The organism is Luteimicrobium sp. DT211 (assembly GCF_049844995.1).
Classification (GTDB): Bacteria; Actinomycetota; Actinomycetes; order Actinomycetales; family Cellulomonadaceae; genus Luteimicrobium.
This window is the reverse complement of record NZ_JBNCMC010000003.1, coordinates 166,200-188,965: the sequence shown is the minus strand read 5'-3', so window position 1 is coordinate 188,965 and position 22,766 is coordinate 166,200. Positions and strand designations below refer to the sequence as shown.

The window sequence follows — 22,766 nt, the reverse complement described above, 5'->3', positions numbered from 1 at the left end:
GTCGTGACAGGCCGAGCGAGTTCGAAGCAAAGAATTCGACGTCGGACCCGACCCATCACGTCAATTCAACGGAGTGATCGTGGGAAAGCTCGAAGGCAAGGTAGCGGTGATCACCGGCGGATCCACCGGGATGGCATTGGCCGGCGCGAAGCTGTTCGTCGAAGAAGGCGCGCACGTCTTCATCCAGGCCCGACGGAAGGACGCCCTGGACGAGGCCGTCGAGCTGATCGGCCGCAACGTCACCGCCGTCCAGGGCGACGCGTCCGACCTGGACGACCTGGACCGCCTGTACGACACCGTCAAGCGGGAGAAGGGCTCGATCGACGTGCTGTGGGCCAGCGCCGGGATGGGCGAGCCCGCCCCCCTCGGCGAGATCACCGAGGAGCAGTTCGACCGCGCGTTCGAGCTCAACGCGCGCGGCACGCTGTTCACCGTCCAGAAGGCCCTGCCACTGATGAACGACCACGGCTCGATCCTCATGACCGGGTCCAACGCGTCCCTCGGCGCCTTCCACGGCTGGAGCCTCTACGCGGGCAGCAAGGCCGTCCAGCAGGCCTGGGCCCGGGTCTGGCTCAACGAGCTGCGCGACCGGAACATCCGGGTCAACGTGCTGACCCCCGGCCAGGTCGCCACCGCCAAGCAGGAGGAGCTCTTCGACGAGGAGACCAAGGCGGCGTTCGAGTCCCTCATCCCCCGCGGAGCGATGGGCCGCCCCGACGAGATCGCCTCCGTCGCCCTGTTCCTCGCCTCCGACGACTCCAGCTACGTCAACGGCCTGGAGCTGGTCGCCGACGGCGGAACCACAGCCGTCTGACAGACAGACAGACAGACAGACAGACAGACAGAGAGAGAGAAGGACCGTCATGAGCAGCATCACCATCATCGGTACGGGAAACATGGCCCGCGCCATCGGCGCACGCGCCGTGGCCGGCGGCAACACCGTCGAGGTCATGGGCCGCGACCAGGCCAAGGCCGACGCCCTGGCCAAGACGCTGGGCGGCGGCGCGACCGCAGGCACCTGGGGCGCCGTCCCCTCCGGGGACATCGTCATCACGGCCCTGCTCTACGCCGGCGTCGTCCCTGTGGTCGCCGAGTACGGAGACGCCCTCGCGGGCAAGATCATCGTCGACATCAGCAACCCCTTCAACGCCACCTTCGACGGGCTGGCCTACGACGGCGTGACGTCGGTGGCACTGGAAGCCGCCAAGGTGGCTCCTGCCGACGCCAGCGTGGTGAAAGCGTTCAACACCATCTTCCGCAGCGTCCTGGAGAGCGGCCGGCCGGCCGTCTTCCTCGCCGGGGACGACGCGTCCGCGAAAGCGAGCGTCGAGGCGTTCGTCGAGAGCCTCGGCCTGCGCCCGCTCGACGTCGGCGACCTGAGGATGGCGCACTGGCTGGAAGGAATGGGCCTCGTCACGATGGGCCTCGCCGGTAACGGGGTGGGCCACTGGGAGTTCGCCGTCGGCGTCGACGAATTCACCGGCTGAGCAGCACCGAAGCTCGGTCGTGCCATTCCCGCCACGGAGCCTTCCTCAGCGACAATCCTGACCGCATTCTGCCGCGGACCCGAGGACTTCGCCCACAACACCCCGCGGCGCTCCCGCCGCGAATTCTCGCAAAGGAGTCATCATGCGTCTGTTATGGCAGTTCTTGGCAGTTGCGGCGGTCTGGATCGTCGGCAACCTCGGCATGGCGGCGGTGAAGGACAGCCCCTGGCTGGCGCTCGTCGCCGGCCTGTCGACGGCGGTCGTCGCGGTAGCGGTCTATCGCTGGGTCGTACGGCGCACCGAGCACCGGAATCCCGACGAGGTCTCGGCGAAGGGAGCGGGCGCCGGCGTCGGATGGGGCACGCTGCTCGGTGTCGCGCTCTTCGGGGCGGTCATCGCGACCATCGCGCTCCTCGGCGACTACACGATCAACGGCCTCGGCACGCCGGAGAACGCCGTCGCCCTGCTCGGCATCATGGCCGGTGCCGCGGTGACCGAGGAGCTCCTGTTCCGCGGTGTCCTGTTCCGCAACGTCGAGCGCTGGACCGGGACCTGGATCGCGCTCGTGCTGACCGGGGCGCTGTTCGGTCTGATCCACCTGCTGAACGCGAACGCCACCCTGGTGGGCGCCGTCGCGATCGCCATCTCTGCGGGCGGGATGCTGACTGCCGCGTACGTCGCCACCCGCAAGCTCTGGTTGCCGATCGGCCTGCACTTTGGCTGGAACATCGCCGTCAGCGCGATCTTCAGCACCGAGGTGTCGGGCACCAAGACCCGGCAGGGCCTGCTGGACACGACGATCTCGGGTCCCACGCTCGTCACGGGCGGCGCCTTCGGACCGGAGGCCAGTGTGTTCACCGTGGTGCTCGGTGTGGTGGCCACCGGCGTGCTCATGTGGCTGGCTCACCGGCGTGGTCGCGTGGTGCCCGTCCGTCGCTCGACCCGGGTGGACGTGCCCGCTGAGCTTGCTGCGTGATCGCGTGCCCCCGGTGGGATTCGAACCCACACTGGGTCGGGTTTAAGCCGACTGCCTCTGCCGGTTGGGCTACGGGGGCGTGCGCTCGCGCGCACGGCGAGCGTACGTCGTCGGGCCTGGGCACGACGACGCAGCCCGGGTACGACGACGCAGCCCGGGTACGACGACGGGGACGGACCCCGGAAGGCCCGTCCCCGTCGTGAGCGCTCAGGAGCGCGAGATCACTTCGCGTCGCCGGCAGCCGACGTCGCGACCTGCTTCAGCGGCTCGTCCGTCTTCTTCGGGGCCGGGGCGGCGGCGCGGAACGCGGCGCGCGGGTCCTGGACCGCGTTGAGGGCGACGGTCTCGCGGCCGTACACGGCCTGCCCGACCCAGCCGTTGAAGATGTGGAACTTGCGGTTCCAGGTGGGCATCGCGAGCACGTGGTAGCCGCGGTGCATGGCCCACGCGAGCGGGCCGCGGAGCTTGAACTTGCCGAACAGCTCCGCGACGCCCTTGTAGAGGCCGAGGGACGCGACGGTGCCGATGTTCTTGTGCGCGTACTCCTTGGTGGGCTCGCCCTTGAGGCTCGAGACCAGGTTCTCCGCGAGCTGGACGCCCTCGCGGATCGCGTGCTGGGCGTTCGGCGGGCAGAACTTGCCCGGGTTCAGCACGTCCGGCACGGCCGCGCAGTCGCCCGCGCCCCACGCGCCGGGGACGATCGTGCCGTCCTCGGTCGCGACCTGGAGCGTCGCAAGCACCTGCAGGCGGCCCATCTTGTCGAGCGGCAGGTCGGAGTCGTTCAGGACCGGGTTGGACTTGATGCCCGCGGTCCACACGATCGTGTCGGTGTCGAACTCGACGCCCGTCGACGTGACGACGTGGCCGTCCGTGCAGGAGCTGAGGAACGTGCTGAGGTGGAACTCGATGCCGCGGTCCTTGAGCTGGTCGAGCGCGTAGAGCGCCATCGGCTCGGACAGCTCGGGGAGGATGCGGCCCGTGCCCTCGATCATCACGAAGCGCAGGTCCGACTGCGTGAGCGTCGGGTGCTTCTTGACGGCGGCGCGCGCCATGTCCTCGATCTCGGCGATCGCCTCGATGCCCGCGAAGCCGCCGCCGATGAACGTGAAGGTGAGCAGACGGCGGCGCAGCGCCTCGTCGGTCACCGTGCTCGCGACGTCGATCTTGTCGAGGACCTGGTCGCGGACCGCGATGGCCTCTTCGACGGTCTTGAGGCCGATGCCCTGCTCCGCGAGACCCGGGATCGGGAGCAGGCGGGCGACCGAGCCGAACGCGACGACGACCTCGTCGTACGTGAGGACGAACTCGTCGCCCTCCTTCGGCACCACCGTCACGCGGCGGTCCGCGTGGGCGATCGACGTGACCTTGCCCTCGACGATCTCGACGCCCGGGAGCGCCTTGCGCAGCGGCGCGACGACGTAGCGCGACTCGATCGAGCCGGCCGCCGCCTCGGGGAGGAAGGGCGCGTACGTGAGGTACGGGTTCGGGTCGACGACCGTGATCCGCGCCTGGTCCTTGCCCAGCCGCTTACGGAGTCGACGTGCGGTGTACAGGCCGACCGACCCGCCGCCGATGACGAGGATGCGCGGCACCGTGACGCCCGCGGGGCTGCCGTTGTGGGCAGGGCTGACCGAGGTCAGATCGTTCTGAGGCATGGGCAACAGACTATTACCGCACGTGTCCAGCGAGAAATCACGCGACCACCTGGTGATATGCACCTCACCACGACACCGCCGGAGGCGCGCCCCGCCCCTTCTCCGCGACGCACCCCGCCGGGAGGCCTACTTCGCGGTGCCGGTCCTCGACGGCGTCGGGCGCGCGTCCGACGACGGCACGGGGCCCACCGCGCCGCTCGGCGTCGGGGAAGCGGGGGCACCGTCGCTCGGCAGCGGGGCACCGCTCGGGAGGGCGCCGCGCGACGCGAGCGGCGACACCTCGTCGAACGGCGCGACGGGCGCCTTGGGCGACGCCCCGGCCTGCGTGACGGGAGCGACCTCGTCGCCGTGCTGGGCGTTGCCGTACTCGTCTTTCGCCAGCGGGACCCGCTCGAGCGGGTACGCGTTCCAGGCCGTGCGCCCTGCCCGGTCGAGCGACGGGAGCGCGAGCCACAGCTCGGTCCCGTCGCCGTCCGGGACCACCGCACTACCCCGACCGGTGTCGTCGGACGGGTCCAGCACCAGCACGGGATTGCCTGCCTCGTCGAAGACGCGCGCCCCGTCGACCAGCTTGCCGTCCGCGCCGTAGACGAACAGGTTCGTCGCCTGCTGCCCGTCGACCCACACGCCGTCGCTCGGGGTCGCGTCGCGCACACCCTGCTCGTACGCGGACCCGTCGCCCCAGCCGGTGTCGGGCGTCGACCACGCGAGGGCGGTCGCCGTCGTCGGGAGGAGCAGGACGACGGCCGCGGCCGCGAGCAGCTGCCCCACCCACCGGAACCGCACCGGGAAGTCCCACGCACCCCTGCCCCACTGGACCGAGCAGATGACGGCGGCCAGCAGCAGGATCCACCCCCACCCGTTCGTCGGGGCGAGCCCGACCGGCGACGCCTGGCTCCACAGGATCGCCGTGACCAGCACCCACGCGCGCCCGACCCACCACACCGGCCGGAGCACCTCGAGGAAGTCGAAGACCGGCTTCCAGCGCGCCGACGCGCGCAGCTCGCGCCACCGCTCCGCCCAGGCCGCGCGCGTCTCGGCCCATGCACCACCCATCCCCCGGCGAGTCGCCGCCGCCGGTGCGGCGACGCGCGGCGCGAGGCCGGCCGACGACCGCAGCTCCGCGGCGTAGTCCTCCGGCGCCCCGAACCGCGCGGTCAGCACCTCGGCCGTGAGCGGCGCGTCCGACGACGGCGCGGTGCCGGCGCCCCGTGCGCCCCCGGCAGCCGCACCACCCACGGGCGGCGCGACCACGGTGTCGGTGAGGCCCGTGCCCGGGCGAGTGCCGTCGTCGGGCAGGGAGAACCCGGCGGGGGTGTCGGCGAGGGCGTCGAGCAGGTCGGCCTCGAGCCCGTCGGTGAGGTCGTCGACGGTGTCGGGGGGCAGGTCGTCGAGCTCACGGCGGACGGCGCCGGCGTAGCCGGCGACGAGGGCCCGGAGGGCGGCGGACGCGTGCGAGGGCGAGGGCAGCGGGGCGGTGGTGCTCATCGGGCAGCTCCTTCGGTGGAGTCGAGGAGGGTCGTGACGGCGCGGGCGAACGTCGCCCACTCCTTGCGCTGGGCGTCGAGCATCGCCCGTCCCTGCGCGTTGATCCCGTAGTACTTGCGGTGCGGACCCTCGTCCGAGGGGACGACGTAGCTGGTCAGCGCCCCGCCCGCGTACAGGCGGCGCAGCGTGCCGTAGACGGACGCGTCCGCGACCTCCTCGAGGCCGGCGGAGCGCAGGCGTCGGACGACGTCGTAGCCGTAGCCGTCGGCGTCGGCGACCACGGCGAGGACGGCGACGTCGAGAACTCCCTTGAGCAGCTGGCTGGTATCCATACGGTCCTCCGTGGCGGGCTGGTGCGACACCACGCACGGTACTACGCGAACCGCAGTACCGCCTAGAGCGTTGTACCGCGTGTCGTCGAGCCGGCCCCCGAGGGCTCAGGTGCGGCCCAGCGCGCCCGCGACCGGGCAGGCGAACGGCTCGCGCGCGCTGTGCTCGACGTCGTTCAGGTACGCCACCACGATCCCGTACGACCGGAAGAACCCGACCTCCGTGTACGGCACGCCGCGCTCCGCGCAGTAGTCGCGCACCACCGGCTGCACGCGGCGGAGGTTGGGCCGCGGCATGGCCGGGAACAGGTGGTGCTCGATCTGCCGGTTCAGGCCGCCCATGAGGAAGTCGACCGCCACGCCGCCGCGGATGTTGCGCGACATGAGCACCTGCCGGCGGAGGAAGTCGACCTCGAGCGTCGGCGGGACGACGGGCATCCCCTTGTGGTTGGGCGCGAACGACCCGCCGAGCATCAGCCCGAAGACCACGAGCTGCACCCCGAGGAACGCCGCGGCGATGCCCGGCGGCAGCAGGACGAACAGCACCACCACCGGCACGACCAGCCGGGCCATCAGCACGGGCGCCTCGAACGCGCGGTGGTGGACCGGTGCCCTGCCCAGGACCGTCCGTGCGCTCGCGACGTGGAGGTTGAGGCCCTCGAGGGTCAGGAGCGGGAAGAAGAACCAGCCCTGTCGCCGGGCGAACCACTGCGACACCCCGCCGCGGCGCGACCGCACCGCGTCCGGCGTGAAGGCGATCACCCCGGGGCCGATGTCCGGGTCCTTGCCCTCGCGGTTGGGGTCGGCGTGGTGGGCGTCGTGCTTCTGGGTCCACCACCCGTAGCTGATGCCGACGAGCACGTTCGCGAGGACCCGCGCCGCCCAGTCGTTCCACGCGCGCGAGCGGAACACCTGGCGGTGCGCGCAGTCGTGCCCGAGGAACGCGAGCTGCGTCAGGACCACCGCCATCGCGCCCGCGACGACGAGCTGCCACCACGACCGCCCGACGACGACGACGGCGCACCACGCTCCCCCGAGCGCCAGCACCGCGAGGCCCAGCCGCGTCCAGTAGTACCCGTACCGGCGGCGCAGCAGCCCTGACCTGCGCACCGCGTGCGCGAGTACCGAGTAGTCCTGTGTCAGCCGCCCCTGCGGGGTGCCGGCGTCGTTGCCGTTCGTCACGTTTCGACGGTACACCTGACGGATCCCGCCCTGACCGGCCGGAGCGGGCGGTTTCAGCCCAGGGAAGCGGGCGGTTTCAGCCCAGGGACAGGGCGATCCCGTCGAGGATGTCGTGCTCGCTCGTGACGACGCGCGCCAGCTCGCCGCCCGCCGCCGCGACCTCGTCGCGCACGCGCGCCACGACCTCGGACCACACGAGCGCCCCCGCGCCGATCACGTCGACGCGGCCGGGGTGCATGAAGCCCAGTGCCGCACGCTCGGCGCGCGTCATCGTGAGGAGCTCGTCGCACGCGCGCAGCACCGCGTCCGTCGCCAGGACCGAGCCGTTGATGCGGTCGCGGTCGTAGTGGTCGAGGCCGAGGGCGTGCGCCGTCACGGTCGTGACCGTCCCGGCGAGCCCGACCAGCGTCGCGGTCTTCGCGACCGGGACGACGGCGAGCGCCTCGTCGAGCGCCGCCCGCACGTCCGCGCGCGCCGCCGCGACCTCGGCCGCCGTGGGCGGGTCGGTGGCGAGGTGACGCTCCGTCATCCGGACGCAGCCCACGTCCATCGAGTAGGCGGCCTCGGGCTCGCGGGAACCGAGCACGAGCTCCGTGGAACCGCCGCCCAGGTCGACCACGAGGTACGGGGCGTCGAACCGGCCGCCGACCACGCTCGTCGCGCCACGGAACGACAGCGCCGCCTCCTCCTCGCCCGACACGACCTCCGGGTAGACGCCGAGCCGCGCGTGCACGCCCTCGAAGAAGTCGTCCTTGTTGCTCGCGTCGCGCGACGCGCTCGTCGCGACGAAGCGCACGCGCTCCGCGCCGAGCTCGCGGGCGACGTCGGCCGCGCGGGCCGTCGCGTCGAGCGTCCGCTGGAGCGCCTCCGGGGCGATCATGCCCGTCCGGTCCACGCCCTGGCCGAGCCGGACGACCTCCATGCTGCGGTGCAGGTCCGTGAGGGTGCCCGAGTCACGGTCGAGGTCGGCGACGAGAAGGCGGAGAGAGTTGGTGCCGCAGTCGACGGCCGCAACGCGGGTGGAGCTCATGGCGACCAGCCTGCCACAGCGCGCCCACCCTCCGGCGAGCGACCTCGGGTCAGCAGGTACAGCGGTCCGCGCTCCAGAGACCCTCGTCCGCGGCCTGCCGCAGCGCGAGGTCGCCGACCACGTCGACGCCCGGCCCGGCGACGAGCGCGTGCCCCGCCAGCGCGTGCAGGCATTTGACGCGGGTCGGCAGCCCGCCCGCCGAGATGCCCTCGATCTCCGCCACCGGACCGGTGCCGGATCGCTCGGCGACCTCAGCCCGACGCGCGAGGTAGTCGTCGTGGGCGCGGGCGTGGCCGGCCGCGAGCTCCTCGTCCTCCGCGAGCCGGTCGTTCAGCTCCCGCATGACGCCGCGCGCCTCGAGCGTGCTCATCGCCGCCACGACGCCCGGGTGCGTGAGGTAGAACGTCGTCGGGAAGGGTGTGCCGTCGTCGAGCCGGGGAGCGGTCACCGCGACCAGCGGCCGGCCGCACACGCAGCGCGCGCCGATCGCGACCACGCCGCGCGGGCTGCGCCCGAGCTGCTCGGCGAGCACGGTGAGGTCGTCGGCGGTCACGTCGGTGAGGGGCATGCCCCCATTCTCCCCGACCCGCGGGAGGGGGCGGCTCCGCTACTTCGAGTCGGTCGTCACACCCGCGCCGGCGACCTGCACCGACGTCCACATCGTCCGGTACCAGGGCGAGGCGTCGCCGTCCGCGGTCGTGTCGACGACGCCCGCCGCGACCGGCTTGCCCGTGATCGGGCTGACACCCGCGTCGGCCGCGCCCGGATCGATCACCCGGTACGCCTTGTCGCCCGGCATCGCGTAGCCGAGGCGGGCCCTCGCCTGCGCCTTGAGGAACGCCGGATCCGACCAGCGGTCCAGCGCCGCCTGGGCGTCCGCCTTCTCCTGCTGGGTCTGCGCGACGTCCGCGTGCAGCGCGCGGAGGTCGGCCGACTGGGTCACGTACTCGCGCGCCGTCGGGAGCAGGATCACGAACGCCAGCAGGATCGCGCCCGCCAGGACGAGCGTCCGCGTCGTGATCGTCTCCGGGACCATCCCCGCGACACGGCCCGCGGCGCGGCGGCTCGCGCTCGTCCGGCGGACCCGAGGCGTCGCGCCCGTCGCGGGGCGCGACGCACCGCGGCCCGACCCGCCGGGCGTCGTCGTGCCGCGCTTGGTCGACGCCCGCGGGGCCGAGGCTCGGGTGCCCGACGCGGGGGTGGAGCGGGGCGTCACGCGGTTGGACGCGCCGGAGCCCGAGGCGGCCGGCCGGGTGGACCGGCCCTGCGGTGCGGACGGTCGACGCGGAGCCATGTCGCGATTCTCCCCGTTCGCCGGCCGCCGCCGAGGGAGCACACGCCGACCACCGACCTGTCAGAAGCTCATGAGTCTCGAGCCTCGCCAGGTTCTGACGGGTCCGGGCGCGCGGGTGCGTGTCAGAAGCTCGTGAGCCTCGGGGCTCGCCAGGTTCTGACAGGTCGCGGCGCGGGCCCCGCCGACGACGACGCGCCGCCACCCCCGCAGGGATGACGGCGCGTCGGGCGTGGGTCGCGTCAGGACCCGATGGCCGGTCGGACCGGCCGGCTGATGCGATCAGCCGCGCTTCCAGCGCGGGAAAGCCGAGCGGCCCGCGAAGGTGGCGGCGTCGTCGAGGGACTCCTCGATGCGCAGCAGCTGGTTGTACTTGTTGATGCGCTCGCCGCGGGCGGTCGCACCGGTCTTGATCTGGCCCGCGTTCACGGCGACCGACAGGTCGGCGATCGTGGTGTCCTCGGTCTCGCCCGAACGGTGCGACACCATCGCGGTGTAGCCGTTGCGCTGCGCGAGCTCGACGGCCTCGAGGGTCTCGGTGAGCGTGCCGATCTGGTTGAGCTTCACGAGCAGCGAGTTCGCCGCCTTGAGCTCGATGCCCTTGGCGAGGCGCTCCGGGTTGGTGACGAACAGGTCGTCGCCGACGATCTGGACCTTGTCGCCGAGGCGCTCGACGAGCGCGACCCAGCCGTCCCAGTCCTCCTCGTTCAGCGGGTCCTCGATCGAGACCAGGGGGTAGTCGGCGACGAGGCCCTCGTAGTACTCGATGAGCTCGGCGGCCTGCAGCGACTTGCCCTCGAACGCGTACTTGTCGTCCGAGAAGAACTCGCTCGACGCGACGTCGAGCGCGAGCGCGACGTCCGTGCCGGGCGTGAAGCCGGCCTTCTCGATCGCGACGACGATGAGGTCGAGCGCGTCGCGGTTGCTCGGGAGGTTCGGCGCGAAGCCGCCCTCGTCGCCGAGGCCGGTCGACAGCCCGCGCTCCTTCAGCACGCCCTTGAGCGCGTGGTAGACCTCGGTGCCGGTGCGCAGCGCCTCACGGAACGTGGGGGCGCCGATCGGCGCGATCATGAACTCCTGGATGTCGACGTTCGAGTCCGCGTGCGACCCGCCGTTGAGGATGTTCATCATCGGGACCGGGAGGACGTGCGCGTTCGGGCCGCCGACGTAGCGGTACAGCTCGAGGCCGGCGCTCTTCGCGGCGGCCTTGGCCACGGCGAGGGAGACGCCGAGGATCGCGTTCGCGCCGATGCGGCCCTTGTTCGGGGTGCCGTCGAGGTCGATGAGCGCCTGGTCGACGAGGCGCTGGTCCTCGGCGTCGAAGCCGATGAGCTCGGGGGCGATCTCGTCGATCACGGCGTCCACCGCGCCCTGGACGCCCTTGCCGCCGTAGCGGGCCTTGTCGCCGTCACGACGCTCGACGGCCTCGAACGCGCCGGTCGACGCGCCCGAGGGGACGCCCGCGCGGGCGAAGGTGCCGTCGTCGAGCACGACCTCGACCTCGACGGTGGGGTTGCCGCGTGAGTCGAGGATCTCGCGGGCGCCTACGGCTTCGATGCTGGCCACAGTGGCTCCTTACGAAGTGGGGGAGGGAGATACGACCTCAGCGTAGTGCCCGCCGCGGCGGGCAGCAGTCCTGGTCGGCTGGCGAGACCGTCCGACGCCGCGCGGCGTCACGACCCGCGGCGCTCCCACAGCTCGAACGAACCGGACGTCGCCACGTGCACGAACTGCTCCTCGAACACGCGCTCCGACTCGCCGCGCAGCCAGCGCCCGTCCTCGGGCAGGGGCAGGAACGCGGCGTCGGCCGTCGAGAGCTGACGCAGCATCTCGACCGTCCAGGCCGGGTTGTCGTCGAGGACGGTCCCGGTCACGGTCGCCCCGGAGCGCGTCGCGGCCAGCACGCCCTCGCCGTAGACGTCGGGCGGGACGTCGCAGCCCCGCTCGGCGTTCGGCGTCGCAGAGTCCGCCCGCACCACCGCGGACGCCAGCCCCCACACGCACCGGTGCCCGGCTGCCCACGCGGCCACGGTCGCGTTCGAGGGCTGCGCCGGCTTGGTCGGCAGGCACGCGCTCACCGCGCACACCGCCAGCACGGCGACGCCCGCGCCGACCGCGACAACGACCGGCCACCGGGTGGTCGCCCGTTCCCCCGCCCGACGACGCACGCGCGCCCCGACCCGCCGCCACGCCGCCCCGCCCGCGGCCCCCGCGAGGAGGGCGAGCGCCGGCGCGGGGAAGGCCGCGTAGTGGTAGAAGAACGACGGCGCGACCAGCACCGTCGCCGCCTGCGCGAGGGCCAGCAGCGCCCACGTCGTCGTCTCGGCGGAGCGCGCGTCCGGCCGGTCCCGGCCGCGCCACCAACGCACGATCCCGACGACCACCGTTGCGACCAGCGCCGCCCCCACCAGCGCCGCCCCGACCCTGAGCGCCGCGTCCGACCAGCCGCTCGAACCGAAGCCGTCGAACGGCGAGAACCGCCGGAGCCGGTACGCGAACCCGTCGACGGTCACGGGCCGCCCTGCCTGGGCCGTCACGGTGTCGTGCCACACCGCGCCGCCAGCGAGCGCAACGAACGGCCCGACGACGACCGCCACCACCGCGGCGAGCCCACCGGCGAACCACCCCGACGCCCGCAGGCCGCGGGTCGCCAGCACGACGACCCCCAGGACGACCGCCGTCACGCCGGCCCACAGCTTGAAGGTGAGCGCCACCCCGGTGAGAGCACCCGCGACCAGGGGTGCCGTCGTCGTCGGGGCGAGGCGGGAGAGGACACCGACGCGGGCCGAGACCGGCGAGCCGTCGGTGCGCTGGAGCACGAGCAGCGCGAGGAGGAGGCACACGGTGAGCACGGGCTCCAGGAGCGCGACGCGCTCCGTGCGGACCACCGGCACCCACACCGCGTACAGGCCGGCGCCCACCAGGACCGCCGCGGTCCCCCGGCGGCGCAGCAGCAGCCCCACGAGCACGGTGCACACCACCCCCAGCAGCACCGTCCCTACACGGCCGACCGCGAGCGCCCACGCGTCGCCCGTCCAGTGCGCGAGCCACGCGAGCGGCGTCATCGCGAGCGGCATGCCCGGCGGGTGCAGGTACAGGACGTCGCGGTACGGGGCGTGGCCGTGCACCAGCTGGACGGACACCGAGTACATCGTGGCGTCGTCGAGCTCGCGGGCCGCGACGAGCTGGCGGGGGTCGAGGTACGCCCAGCCGCGCGTGAGGAGCGCGAGCGCCGCGACCGCGAACAGCGGCCAACGCGGGGGGCGGGTCACCGCGCCATCGTACGGGGGTGCGTCCGTCGGGCGGCCGTGGTCGGGGCGGGCGGGGAGGGGAGGGTTGCGCGCGGTCTTCCATCCGCCTCGCTCGTCCCTCGCTCGGCTTCCCGCCCACCCGACCACGACCGCGCGCACCCTCCCCTCCCCGCCCTTCGTGGTCACGTCGCCTCTCCCCTGCCGTGTCACGCCGTCCGCCGACGGCGGCGCGTCAGCCGGTCACGTTCGCCGCGAAGACGTGCAACCTCCCGTTCTGCGGAAGGGTCACGTACGCGACGGTCTTGCCCGCGGTGAGCGGGACGGTCGTGGCGTAGAGGCTGACCTTCTGGTTCTTCTGGTTGGTCGAGCCGGCGGGGCGGTTCCAGTACGGCGTGGTGGCGACGAGCACGGAGCCCGGCACCGCCGTGTTGCTGTACCAGTCGTTGACGTCGACCGTGCCCGACGACGTCGAGCCGTCGGTGTAGGTGACGGTCACGTCGCCCTTCTGCTCCCCGTTGGTGCCGACGGCCAGCAGCGCGAGGCCGGTGCCGGAGCCCGACAGGGCGACCGTCTGGCCGGCCGTCGTGACGGCGTCGGGCCTGTCGGCGGCGACGTCCGGGAACACCAGGGCGCCGTACCCGCCCGGGATCGCCTGGCCGGGGACGACCCCGACGCCCGCGAGCGCCTGCAGCGAGAACGAGTACCCGGAGCCGTCGAGGTTGCCGGCGGTCTCGTCGGCGTCGTCGCTCACCCCGACCGTGTCGTACGCGGCTGCGAGGGACGCGTAGGGCACCTGCGTCGTCGTCGTGCCGGACGACCGCCCGCCGGTGTACGCCGACGTGGCGGTGACGGTCGCGTCACCGGGCGCGGCGTCCGCGGGGACCGCGACCTTCCACGTCGCGCTGACCGACGTCCCGGGCGCGACGGCGCGCACGGTGCTCGGCCGCGACGTCGTCCACCCGACCGGGAGGGACAGGCTGGTCCGGACCTGACGGGCCGTCGTCGTCGACCTGTTGGTGAACGTGGTGCGGACCGTCACCGTCGTGCCGGCCTTCGTCAGGCTGGGCGCGGTGACCGTGACCCAGCGAGGCTGGGTCGTCTTCGTGACCGAGAAGTAGTCCCTGGTCGTCAGCCGCGACGACGAGTCCCCCGCCCGGACGGTGTACGTGCCGGGAGTGAGCGCCCACGTCTGGGCCCTGGTGTTCCACACCGACGCCTGCTGGGCGTCGACGGTCACGTGGACCTTCGTGGACTTGCCCGGCTTGAGCATGACCTTCTGGAAGCCGACGAGCGACTTCGGCGGCTCACCGGAGCTCTTCGGCTGGGACAGGTAGACCTGCACCACGTCGGAGCCCGCGACCTTGCCGGTGTTCGTCACCGTCGCGGTCGCCTTGACCGTGCCGTTCTCGGTCAGGTGCGCCCGGTTCACGTGCAGCCCAGAGACGCGGAACGTCGTGTACGACAGCCCGTACCCGAACGGGAACAGCGGGGCGACGTCCTTCGCGTCGTACCACCGGTACCCCACGTCGAGGCCCTCGGAGTACTGGACCTTGCCGTCCACCCCCGGCCACTGGGCGTCGGTCGACGCCGGCACGTCCGCGAGGGACCTCGGGAACGTCACCGGCAGCTTGCCGGACGGGTTCGTGTCGCCGAAGAGGATCGACGCGATCGCGTTCCCGGACTCCTGGCCGGGGTACCAGGCCTCGACCACGCCGGCGACGTCGTCGATCCACGGCATCGTGACCGCCGAGCCGGTGTTGAGCACGACGACGGTGCGCGGGTTGGCCTTCGCGACCGCCGCGATGAGGTCGTTCTGCTGGCCGGGGAGGTCGATGTTCTCGAGGTCGCTGCCCTCGGACTCGAAGTCGTTGGCGTACACGACGGCGACGTCGGCCTTCTTCGCGGCGGCGACGGCGTCGGCGAGCGGGTCGGTGCCGGGGACGGTCCAGCCGAGGCTGACCTCGTCGCCGCCACCGCCCTGGTAGTAGTCGACCTCGACCTTCACCGGCGTGCCCTTGGTGAGGTCGAGCGTCGCCGTTTTGGTCTGGGCGCCGTGGTCGCCCCAGTTGTCGATGACCGTCTTGCCGTCCACGATCAGGCGCGAGCCGTCGTCGCTGGTGAGGCTCACCGTGTAGCTGCCCGACGACGGCGCCGCGAGCGTCCCCGTCCAGCGCGCCGAGAAGTTCGTCCCGGGGACGCCGGTGGCCGGTGCCGCGCCGTTCCACGAGAACGCGACCTGCGGGTCGGTCCGCGTGACCACGGGGCTGCCGGAGAGGTCGGTGTTCGCGAAGTACTCGCCGGTCAGACCGGGACCCGTGCCGGAGGCCGGGGTCAGGTACTGCGAGTCGATCGGCGGGAGCGCGCCGGTGCTCGCGGGACCCTGCGTGTACGTCACGTCGACGCCGGCCTTCTTGGCCCGCGCGGTGATCCCGTCGAGCGGGGTGACCGTCCCGGTGCCCGCGACCGCGGCGCTGCCGCCGCCCGCGCTCATGGTGTTGGAGCCGGCCCCGTCCCCGATGACGGCGAGCGAGTGCGTGCTCTTCGTCAGCGGCAGGACGTTGCCGTTGTTCTTCAGCAGCACCGTGCCGTCCTCCGCGACCTGGCGCGCCGTGGCGACGTGCGCGTCCGTGGAGGCGACGGCGTCGGGCGTGTCGGGGCTCGGGTTCGTCACGAGGCCGAACCGGAACTCCTCGCGCAGGATCCGGGTCACCATGTCGTCGACCCGGCTCTGCGGCACCTGGCCGTTCTGGACGGCCGTCTTGAGGGCCGTGCCGAAGTACGTCGAGCCCGGCATCTCCATGTCCATGCCGGCGTTGGCCGACCCGACCGTCGAGTGGGTGCCGCCCCAGTCGGAGGTGATGAACCCGTCGAACCCGAACTGGTTCTTCAGGATGGTGTTCAGGTACGCGTTCTCGCACGCGAACGGCCCGTTGACCTCGCTGTACGAGCACATCACCGACGACGGCTTCGCCTGGTCGACGATCGTCGCGAACGCGGCGGTGTAGATCTCGTGGACCGTGCGGTCGTCGACGATCGCGTCGTCCGCGGTGCTGTTGCGGTTGGTCTCCTGGTTGTAGACGGCCCAGTGCTTGACCTGCGCCATGACGCCGGTGGACTGGATGCCCTCGATGTCCCGCGCGCCGATCTGGCCGGTGAGGTACGGGTCCTCCGAGTAGGACTCGAACGCCCGGCCCCAGCGCGGGTCGCGGACGATGTTGACCGTCGGCCCGAGGTCGACGTCGACGCCCTTGGCCTTGTCCTCCTGGCCGATGACCGTGCCGTAGGCCTTCGCCGCGTCGGTGTCCCACGTGGCCGCGAGCGCCGCGGCGGACGGCAGCTGCGTCGTGTCGCTCATCCGAACGCCGACCGGGCCGTCCTGGAGCTTGAGCTGCGGGACGCACAGCCGCGGGATCCCCGCGACCAGTCCGGTGTACGAGCCCGCGGCCGTGCCGTGGACCATGGTGATCTTCTCGTCGAGCGTCATCTGCGCGACGACCTGCTGGGCGCGCGCCGTGTCCGACGCGTGCGACGTGACCCAGGGGCACGCCGCGCCGGCGGCGGGCTTCGCCGCAGTCTGTTGCTGCGTCGTCGTGCCCGCGCCGACGGCGGCCTGGGCGACCGCGGGAGCGGCCGCCAGTGCGAGCGCCGCCGCGGCGGCGATGCCGACCGTGCGCCCGCGTCGGCGCTCCGGTCGTGGTGATTGCGATGTGCCGAACACCTGTCCTCCTGAGGAACCTCGTCGTGCTCAGGGCCGTGCCCGGCGACGTCGTCATCCCCGGCACGCACGGCAGGACGCGCACGCGTCCCCCCGCTATGGCACTCCGGTGCTTGACCATCGGCAACTTGAGACAGCGTTGTCGGAACAACCGTCGGCGGGCGCCGGGGACAGCCCCGCTCCGGCATACTGGGACGCCGGTGCACGCCGACGTGCCGCCCCGCCCCGCGACCGATGAGGACCCATGACCGACCCGACCGACTTCTCGCTGCCCGACCCGCTCGAGGAGGCGCACGACGCCGTCCGCCAGCTCGCGGAAGCCATGAAGGCCGCCGAGCTCAACGTCGCCCAGCTGCCCGACACCGGCGTGTCGAGCAACCTGCTCCTCGGGTTCGGCGACGACGGCTACGTGCTCGTCACCGTCATCGGCGGCAACGAGGTCACCACCTACCTCACGACGGGCGCCGCCGCGGACGTCGAGCACGACCGGCTCGCGGCCCTCGAGTTCGCCAACGCGCGCACGCGCGAGAACCCCGCGCTCCCCGTGTTCCTGCACGACGGCGGCGACGAGCACTGGGACCTGCTCGTCCAGCAGAGCCACCCCACCGCGATCCTCACGCAGAACCCCGGGTTCCTGCGCGGCATGATCACCGCGAACATCGCGCGGACCGTCGCCGTGCGCGAATCGCTCGGCACCAGCTCGCTCGGCGGGCGCGCCTACGAGGCCACGCCCGACGACCTGCAGCGACTGGCGCAGCGCGCCGTGGTCTGAGACCCGCTCACGTCGGTGGCGACGGCGCGAGCCTCCTCGCGCCCAGGCCGAACGCTGCGAGCGTGAAGCCCTCGAGCACCGTCGCCACGAGCACTCCCCCGACCACGTCGGAGGGGCGGTGCGCGAATCCCGTCACGTTGTAGATCCCCGCGACCAGCATCAGCAGGACGACGACGAACGCGACCTCCGGGCGCCACCGCGCCGTTCCCCAGAGGACGAGGACCGCGCAGGCGAGCGCCGTCGTCGTCGCCATGTGGGACGACGGGAACGTGTTCTCGACGTACGCGAACGTGCCGTGGAACGGGCGGGGCAGGGTCGCCTTGAGGAGCTCGGACCCCACGGCCGCGAGCGCCACCACCAGGGCCTGAGCGACGACGGGCCGCGCGGCGCGCCGGGCCACCGCGCGCACGCCCAGGACGAGGGCCACGGCCCCGAGAGCGATCGGCACACCGTCTCGGATGAGGCCTGCATGCTCACCGAGCGGCAGCGCCTGGAACCGCGCGAACACGACGACGTCCTGCCGTTGGCCCGCTCTCGTGCACACCTCGACGAGGTAGACGAGCGCGAAGCCCACGACCGACACCGCCGCGGCCGCGAGCAGCTGCGTGCGGCTCAGCGGCACCGCGTACGCCGACCGACTGAGGGCACGGTCGGCGCGCGGCGCGGCCGGGCGGGCGGTCGCGTCCATACGCGCACGCTATGCGAGAGCCCGTCCGCACCGGCCTCCGCGAGGCGAACTTCACCCCGAACCCGAGCGGCTCAGCGGGCCCCGGTCCCGACGGCCGCCGCGGCCGACACGTCGCCGACGACCACCGCGTCGATCAGCTGCTTGGCCCAGGCGAGCACCTCGGCGCCGTGCAGGGGCTTGCCGCCGATGCGGGCCGTCGTCGGGAACGGGACGAGGACGGCCCGCACCGCGGGCTTGATGATCGAGCCCGGGTAGAGCCGCTTGAGCCGCAGTGCCGCCGACTCCGCGAGCTCGACGGGCGCGAACCGCACGAATTTGCCCTGCGCGGTGACATCCGTGAGGCCCGCGCGGCGCGCGTGGTTGCGGAACGCGGCGACGTCGAACAGGGCGGACGCCACCTCGGGGAGGGCGCCGTACCGGTCGACGAGCTCGGCTCGGACCTCGGCCAGCTGGGCGTCGTCCTGGGCACCGGCGATCTTCTTGTACGCCTCGAGGCGTAGGCGCTCGTGGGCGATGTACTCGACGGGCAGGTGGGCGTCGACGGGCAGCTCGATCGTCACGTCGGCCTGCTCCTCCTCCACGTCCCCCTTGAAGGACGCGACAGCCTCCCCGACCATCCGGACGTACAGGTCGAACCCGACACCCTCGATGTGGCCCGACTGCTCGCCGCCGAGCAGGTTGCCGGCGCCGCGGATCTCCAGGTCCTTCATCGCGACCTGCATGCCCGCGCCGAGGTCGGTGTGGGCGGCGATGGTCGCGAGCCGGTCGTGCGCGGTCTCGGTCAGCGGGCGCTCCGGCGGGTACAGGAAGTACGAGTAGGCGCGCTCGCGGCCGCGGCCCACGCGCCCGCGCAGCTGGTGGAGCTGGGACAGGCCGAGCTGGTCGGCGCGCTCGAGGATCAGGGTGTTCGCGTTCGAGATGTCGAGCCCGGTCTCGATGATCGTCGTGCAGACGAGGACGTCGAGGTCCTTCTCCCAGAACCCGCGGATGACCCGGTCGAGCTGGCCCTCGCTCATCTTGCCGTGCGCGACGTCGACCCTCGCCTCGGGCACGAGCTCGCGGATCCGGGCGGCCGCCTTGTCGATCGACTCGACCCGGTTGTGGACGTAGAACACCTGGCCTTCGCGGAGCAGCTCGCGCCGGACCGCGGCGGTGATCTGCTTGTCGTCGTACGCGCCCACGTAGGTGAGGACCGGATGGCGCTCCTCGGGCGGCGTCGCGAGCGTCGACATCTCCCGGATGCCCGTGACGGCCATCTCGAGCGTGCGCGGGATCGGGGTCGCGCTCATCGCGAGGACGTCGACGTTGGTGCGCAGGGCCTTGAGCGTCTCCTTGTGCTCGACGCCGAACCGCTGCTCCTCGTCGATGACGACGAGCCCGAGGTCCTTGAACCGGATGCTGCCCGTGATGAGGCGGTGCGTGCCGATGACGACGTCCACCGACCCGTCGGCGAGCCCTGCGATCGTCTCGTTCGACTCCTTGTCGGTCTGGAACCGCGACAGCGCCCGCACGGTGACCGGGAACTGGGCGTACCGCTCGGAGAACGTCTCGAAGTGCTGCTGGACGAGCAGCGTCGTCGGAACGAGGATCGCGACCTGCTTGCCGTCCTGGACCGCCTTGAACGCCGCCCGGATCGCGATCTCGGTCTTGCCGTAGCCGACGTCGCCGCAGACGAGCCGGTCCATCGGGACCGACTTCTCCATGTCGGCCTTGACCTCGTCGATCGTGGAGAGCTGGTCGGGGGTCTCGATGTACGCGAACGCGTCCTCGAGCTCGCGCTGCCACGGGGTGTCGGGCCCGAACGCGTGGCCCTCGGTCGCCATCCGCGCCGAGTAGAGGCGGATGAGCGCGCTCGCGATCTCCTTGACGTGCTTCTTGGCGCGGCTCTTGGTCTTCGCCCAGTCGGAGCCGCCCATCTTCGACAGGCTGGGCGACTCGCCGCCCACGTACTTGGTGACCTGGTCGAGCTGGTCCATCGGGACGAACAGCCGGTCCCCCGGCTGCCCCCGCTTGCTGCTCGCGTACTCGAGGACGAGGTACTCGCGCGTCGCGGCGTTCGCGCCGACCCCGAGGGTGCGCTGCACCATCTCGACGAACCGCCCGACGCCGTGCTGCTCGTGCACCACGAAGTCGCCCGCGCGCAGCTGCAGCGGGTCGACGACGTTGCGCCGGCGGCTCGGCATGCGGCGCATGTCCTTGGTGCCCTGGCCGGCGCGCCCCGTCAGGTCGGACTCGCTGAACACCGCCAGCTTGAGGTCGGGCAGCACGAAGCCCGGGACGCCCGGCGCCACGGTGACGAGGACGATGCCCGGCTCGGGGCCGTCCGGGACCTCGGCCGCCTCGAGCGACGGCACCAGCCGCGCCGCCGTGTCCGACGCGCGGAGCTGCTCCGTCATGCGCTGGGCCGGGCCGTGGCCCTCCGTGGTGAGGACCAGACGCCACTCGGCGTGCTGCAGGCCCCGGACGTCGTCGACGGCGCGGGCCACGTCGCCCGCGTAGCGCTCGACGTCGCGGGCGGGGACCGTGAGGGTCTCGACGCCCTCTTCTCCGATTAGCTCCGCAGTGTCCTCGGCGCCGAGGCCGAACGAGGAGAACGTCCACCACCCCAGCGCCCGGCGGGCCGCCTCGTCGCGGAGGTCGGTGAGCGTGAGGAACGACGCCGCGGAGAGGTCGAGCGGCGTGTTCCCGCCGCCCGCCGCGCCCGTCCACGCGGCGGCCAGGAACTCCTCGGTGGTCGCCACCAGGTCGTGCGCCCGGCGCCGCACCCGCTCGGGCTCGACGGCGACCAGGAGCGCCTCGTCGGGCACGAGCGACAGCACCGGGACCATCCGGTCCACGAGGACCGGGGCGAGGGACTCCATGCCCTCCGTCGCGATGCCGTTGGCGATGCGCTCGAGCATGTCGACGGCGCCGGGCAGGTGCTCCTGCAGGCTCAGCGCGCGCGCCCGGACCTCCGGCGTGAGGAGGAGCTCGCGGCACGGCGGCGCCCACACGCCGCGCTCCGCGACTTCGAGGCTGCGCTGGTCGGCGACGGAGAACCACCGGATCTCCTCGACCTCGTCGCCCCACAGCTCCACGCGCAGCGGGTGGTCCTCGGTCGGCGGGAAGACGTCGAGGATGCCGCCGCGCACCGCGAACTCGCCGCGCCGCTCGACCATGTCCACGCGGGCGTACGCGGCGTCCGAGAGTCGCTGGGCGACGTCCTCGAGGTCCACCTGCGTGCCCGCGTGCAGCTCGACGGGCGCCAGCTCGCCCAGGTTCTCCACGACCGGCTGGACCAGGGCACGCACCGGGACCACGAGGATCCTGATCGGTCCCGTGTGGCTCGTGCCCGACGGCGCGAGCCCGCTCCCCGGGGTGGGCGCACCCGCGTCGGTTGCTGCCGGGGCGTCGGTGGCCGAGGGGTGGGCGAGGCGCCGGAACACCGCGAGCCGCCGCGCGACCGTGTCTGCGCGAGGCGACAGGCGCTCGTGCGGCAGCGTCTCCCAGCTCGGGAGAACGGCCACGGACTCGTGCTCCTCGTCCGGGAGGTACGCACGGACGGCGGTCACGAGCTCGTCGGCCTCGCGTCCCGTGGCCGTCACCACGACCAGCGGGCGCTTGGCGCTCGCCGCCGCCAGCAGCGCGGGCCGGACGCCGACGGGTGCGACGACGTCGAGCTCGCCCCGTGCGCGGACGCGCTCGACGACGGTCGTCGACGTCGGGTCGGCCAGGACGGCGGGCAGGAGGCCGGTGAGGTTCATGCGGTTCCTTGGAAGGTCAGGCCAGGGCGCAGGAATGGTCCGGGCAAGCACGAGCGGCCCGATCCTGGTGGCTCACGACGTCGCGGGACGTACGTGGGCCGATGGATCGGGCTGGGATGAGAACAGCCTACGCGTGAACCCCTTAATCGCGAGGGCCGCGCAGCCGGTGGCGAAGCGATGATGCGATGAGACGCGGGTTGCGCCAAAGCGCTCGAGTCAGATGGACCGTGATCCTTGTTCCCCGCGTGGCACGTGCCACATCGAAGGCCTGCGCACCCGCAATCTCGCGCCCCCGCCTGAGCCCTGCCCGCGCTGCCGCGATGACCTCCGGGTCGTGCGCACGCCGACCGGAACGCAGATGTCGCCGCAGCAGCTCACGCCTCCGCAGGTAGGTGTCCTGGTAGTCGGAGGAGGCGCCTCGATCATGCGTGCGGTACGTCACCAGCGGTTCATCGACCACGTCGAAAACGGCGTGAGACTGGAGGAGCCGGAGCCAGAGATCGAGATCCTCCGCATGCGACATCGAAACGTCGAAGCCACCCACAGCGTGAAAAGCGTCGCGCGACATGACGACGCTGGACGTGCAGATGTGGTCGCCGCGAAGGAGGTCGAGGTACGTGACCGGCCCCGGATAGCGCCGGGGCATCGACGAGACATCGAGCGAGCCATCACCTCTAGGGCGCAGCTGTTCCCATTCAAAGGCAGTGTGCGAAAGCGCGGCACCGGACCGCTCGAGCGAATCGATTTGACGCGACAACTTGGTCGGAGCCCAGATGTCGTCGTGATCGAGAAAGGCAATCCAGCGAGTCGTGGCGACGGTGACTCCGGCGTTGCGCGCGGCCGACACGCCCTCGTGCCCACGCTTCACCAACCGAACACGTTCGTCGACATCGTCGATCCATTTCAGATCGACATCTGAACCGTCATCGACGACGAAGGCGGCCCAGTCGCCCGCGGTCTGGCCAATGAGCGAACGCATCGCACGCTCGAGTTCCTCGCGCGGCGGGTCGAGTACCGGGATGATGACCGTCACCCGCGCACCGCTCCGACTCGCTGCGGAAGCGCCCTTCGGATCAGGCGCCACCGAACACCTGGAACTCGGACAAGCCCACGTTCAACGTCGATGGCGACACACCCGTCACCGTGAACCGAACACTCG

At 72.4% G+C, this 22,766-nt stretch carries 17 protein-coding genes and 1 tRNA gene; 4 read left to right on the top strand and 14 right to left on the bottom strand.

Going from position 1 to position 22,766, the window contains the following annotated elements; translation table 11 throughout:
- The first annotated feature begins 79 nt into the window (after window positions 1-79).
- The 3 genes from ACLQ14_RS08655 to ACLQ14_RS08645 all read left to right on the top strand — a co-directional run bounded on the left by ACLQ14_RS08655 (window position 80) and on the right by ACLQ14_RS08645 (window position 2,463).
- Window positions 80-814 carry an SDR family NAD(P)-dependent oxidoreductase gene (locus tag ACLQ14_RS08655; protein WP_425811964.1) on the top strand — a complete coding sequence of 245 codons (735 nt, stop codon included), beginning with the start codon at window positions 80-82 and terminating at the stop codon, window positions 812-814.
- Between the two features lie 49 nt (window positions 815-863).
- Entirely contained in the window at window positions 864-1,487 is a 624-nt protein-coding gene (locus ACLQ14_RS08650; protein ID WP_425811962.1) for an NADPH-dependent F420 reductase, read from the top strand.
- A gap of 142 nt (window positions 1,488-1,629) precedes the next feature.
- On the top strand, window positions 1,630-2,463 hold the full coding sequence (locus ACLQ14_RS08645; RefSeq protein ID WP_425811960.1) for a CPBP family intramembrane glutamic endopeptidase: 834 nt from the start codon (window positions 1,630-1,632) through the stop codon (window positions 2,461-2,463).
- Between the two features lie 5 nt (window positions 2,464-2,468).
- Here ACLQ14_RS08645 and ACLQ14_RS08640 read toward each other — a convergent pair.
- The 11 genes from ACLQ14_RS08640 to ACLQ14_RS08590 all read right to left on the bottom strand — a co-directional run bounded on the left by ACLQ14_RS08640 (window position 2,469) and on the right by ACLQ14_RS08590 (window position 16,407).
- Window positions 2,469-2,542 (bottom strand) — tRNA-Leu (locus ACLQ14_RS08640).
- 142 nt (window positions 2,543-2,684) lie between these two features.
- A complete protein-coding gene (locus tag ACLQ14_RS08635) occupies window positions 2,685-4,118 on the bottom strand; it encodes an NAD(P)/FAD-dependent oxidoreductase (RefSeq protein ID WP_425811958.1) in 1,434 nt (477 codons plus the stop codon).
- Window positions 4,119-4,244: 126 nt separating this feature from the next.
- The gene (locus tag ACLQ14_RS08630) at window positions 4,245-5,606 is read right to left on the bottom strand and encodes a hypothetical protein (RefSeq protein ID WP_425811956.1); all 1,362 of its coding nucleotides are present in this window, start codon (window positions 5,604-5,606) and stop codon (window positions 4,245-4,247) included.
- Window positions 5,603-5,938 carry a PadR family transcriptional regulator gene (locus ACLQ14_RS08625; protein WP_425811954.1) on the bottom strand — a complete coding sequence of 112 codons (336 nt, stop codon included), beginning with the start codon at window positions 5,936-5,938 and terminating at the stop codon, window positions 5,603-5,605. The genes ACLQ14_RS08630 and ACLQ14_RS08625 overlap by 4 nt, the downstream gene beginning before the upstream one ends.
- A 105-nt stretch (window positions 5,939-6,043) precedes the next feature.
- A complete protein-coding gene (locus ACLQ14_RS08620; protein WP_425811952.1) occupies window positions 6,044-7,117 on the bottom strand; it encodes a fatty acid desaturase family protein in 1,074 nt (357 codons plus the stop codon).
- Between the two features lie 76 nt (window positions 7,118-7,193).
- Window positions 7,194-8,147 carry an exopolyphosphatase gene (locus ACLQ14_RS08615; protein ID WP_425811950.1) on the bottom strand — a complete coding sequence of 318 codons (954 nt, stop codon included), beginning with the start codon at window positions 8,145-8,147 and terminating at the stop codon, window positions 7,194-7,196.
- Window positions 8,148-8,196: 49 nt separating this feature from the next.
- On the bottom strand, window positions 8,197-8,715 hold the full coding sequence (locus ACLQ14_RS08610) for a DUF501 domain-containing protein (protein ID WP_425811948.1): 519 nt from the start codon (window positions 8,713-8,715) through the stop codon (window positions 8,197-8,199).
- A gap of 39 nt (window positions 8,716-8,754) precedes the next feature.
- A complete protein-coding gene (locus ACLQ14_RS08605; protein WP_425811946.1) occupies window positions 8,755-9,441 on the bottom strand; it encodes an FtsB family cell division protein in 687 nt (228 codons plus the stop codon).
- Between the two features lie 279 nt (window positions 9,442-9,720).
- Entirely contained in the window at window positions 9,721-11,004 is a 1,284-nt protein-coding gene (gene eno, locus ACLQ14_RS08600) for a phosphopyruvate hydratase (protein ID WP_425811944.1), read from the bottom strand.
- A 107-nt stretch (window positions 11,005-11,111) separates the two neighbouring features.
- Window positions 11,112-12,710, bottom strand: a complete 1,599-nt coding sequence (locus ACLQ14_RS08595; protein ID WP_425811941.1) for a hypothetical protein — start codon at window positions 12,708-12,710, stop codon at window positions 11,112-11,114.
- Window positions 12,711-12,921: 211 nt separating this feature from the next.
- Window positions 12,922-16,407 (bottom strand): glycoside hydrolase family 3 C-terminal domain-containing protein, encoded by a 3,486-nt coding sequence (locus ACLQ14_RS08590; protein WP_425811939.1) that lies wholly within the window; start codon window positions 16,405-16,407, stop codon window positions 12,922-12,924.
- A gap of 241 nt (window positions 16,408-16,648) precedes the next feature.
- On the opposite strand from ACLQ14_RS08590, the gene ACLQ14_RS08585 reads away from it, so the two are divergent.
- Window positions 16,649-17,176: a hypothetical protein gene (locus ACLQ14_RS08585; protein ID WP_425811937.1), complete on the top strand. Its 528-nt coding sequence runs from the start codon at window positions 16,649-16,651 to the stop codon at window positions 17,174-17,176.
- Between the two features lie 7 nt (window positions 17,177-17,183).
- Here the strand turns inward: ACLQ14_RS08585 and ACLQ14_RS08580 are convergent, their stop codons facing one another.
- From ACLQ14_RS08580 to ACLQ14_RS08570, 3 genes are all read right to left on the bottom strand, one after another.
- Window positions 17,184-17,864 carry a phosphatase PAP2 family protein gene (locus ACLQ14_RS08580; protein ID WP_425811935.1) on the bottom strand — a complete coding sequence of 227 codons (681 nt, stop codon included), beginning with the start codon at window positions 17,862-17,864 and terminating at the stop codon, window positions 17,184-17,186.
- Between the two features lie 71 nt (window positions 17,865-17,935).
- Window positions 17,936-21,607, bottom strand: coding sequence for a transcription-repair coupling factor (mfd, locus tag ACLQ14_RS08575; protein WP_425811933.1), 3,672 nt, complete (start codon window positions 21,605-21,607; stop codon window positions 17,936-17,938).
- Between the two features lie 142 nt (window positions 21,608-21,749).
- Window positions 21,750-22,640: a glycosyltransferase family 2 protein gene (locus ACLQ14_RS08570; RefSeq protein WP_425811931.1), complete on the bottom strand. Its 891-nt coding sequence runs from the start codon at window positions 22,638-22,640 to the stop codon at window positions 21,750-21,752.
- Window positions 22,641-22,766: the final 126 nt, after the last annotated feature.

What these genes read in the sequence shown, in the direction of transcription:
- ACLQ14_RS08580 (WP_425811935.1), bottom strand. Translation starts at nt 17,864, where the DNA reads ATGGACGCGACCGCCCGCCCGGCCGCGCCGCGCGCCGACCGTGCCCTC.
- ACLQ14_RS08625 (WP_425811954.1), bottom strand. Translation starts at nt 5,938, where the DNA reads ATGGATACCAGCCAGCTGCTCAAGGGAGTTCTCGACGTCGCCGTCCTC.
- ACLQ14_RS08605 (WP_425811946.1), bottom strand. Translation starts at nt 9,441, where the DNA reads ATGGCTCCGCGTCGACCGTCCGCACCGCAGGGCCGGTCCACCCGGCCG.
- ACLQ14_RS08650 (WP_425811962.1), top strand. Translation starts at nt 864, where the DNA reads ATGAGCAGCATCACCATCATCGGTACGGGAAACATGGCCCGCGCCATC.
- ACLQ14_RS08585 (WP_425811937.1), top strand. Translation starts at nt 16,649, where the DNA reads ATGACCGACCCGACCGACTTCTCGCTGCCCGACCCGCTCGAGGAGGCG.
- mfd (WP_425811933.1), bottom strand. Translation starts at nt 21,607, where the DNA reads ATGAACCTCACCGGCCTCCTGCCCGCCGTCCTGGCCGACCCGACGTCG.
- ACLQ14_RS08645 (WP_425811960.1), top strand. Translation starts at nt 1,630, where the DNA reads ATGCGTCTGTTATGGCAGTTCTTGGCAGTTGCGGCGGTCTGGATCGTC.
- ACLQ14_RS08615 (WP_425811950.1), bottom strand. Translation starts at nt 8,147, where the DNA reads ATGAGCTCCACCCGCGTTGCGGCCGTCGACTGCGGCACCAACTCTCTC.
- ACLQ14_RS08635 (WP_425811958.1), bottom strand. Translation starts at nt 4,118, where the DNA reads ATGCCTCAGAACGATCTGACCTCGGTCAGCCCTGCCCACAACGGCAGC.
- ACLQ14_RS08630 (WP_425811956.1), bottom strand. Translation starts at nt 5,606, where the DNA reads ATGAGCACCACCGCCCCGCTGCCCTCGCCCTCGCACGCGTCCGCCGCC.
- ACLQ14_RS08610 (WP_425811948.1), bottom strand. Translation starts at nt 8,715, where the DNA reads ATGCCCCTCACCGACGTGACCGCCGACGACCTCACCGTGCTCGCCGAG.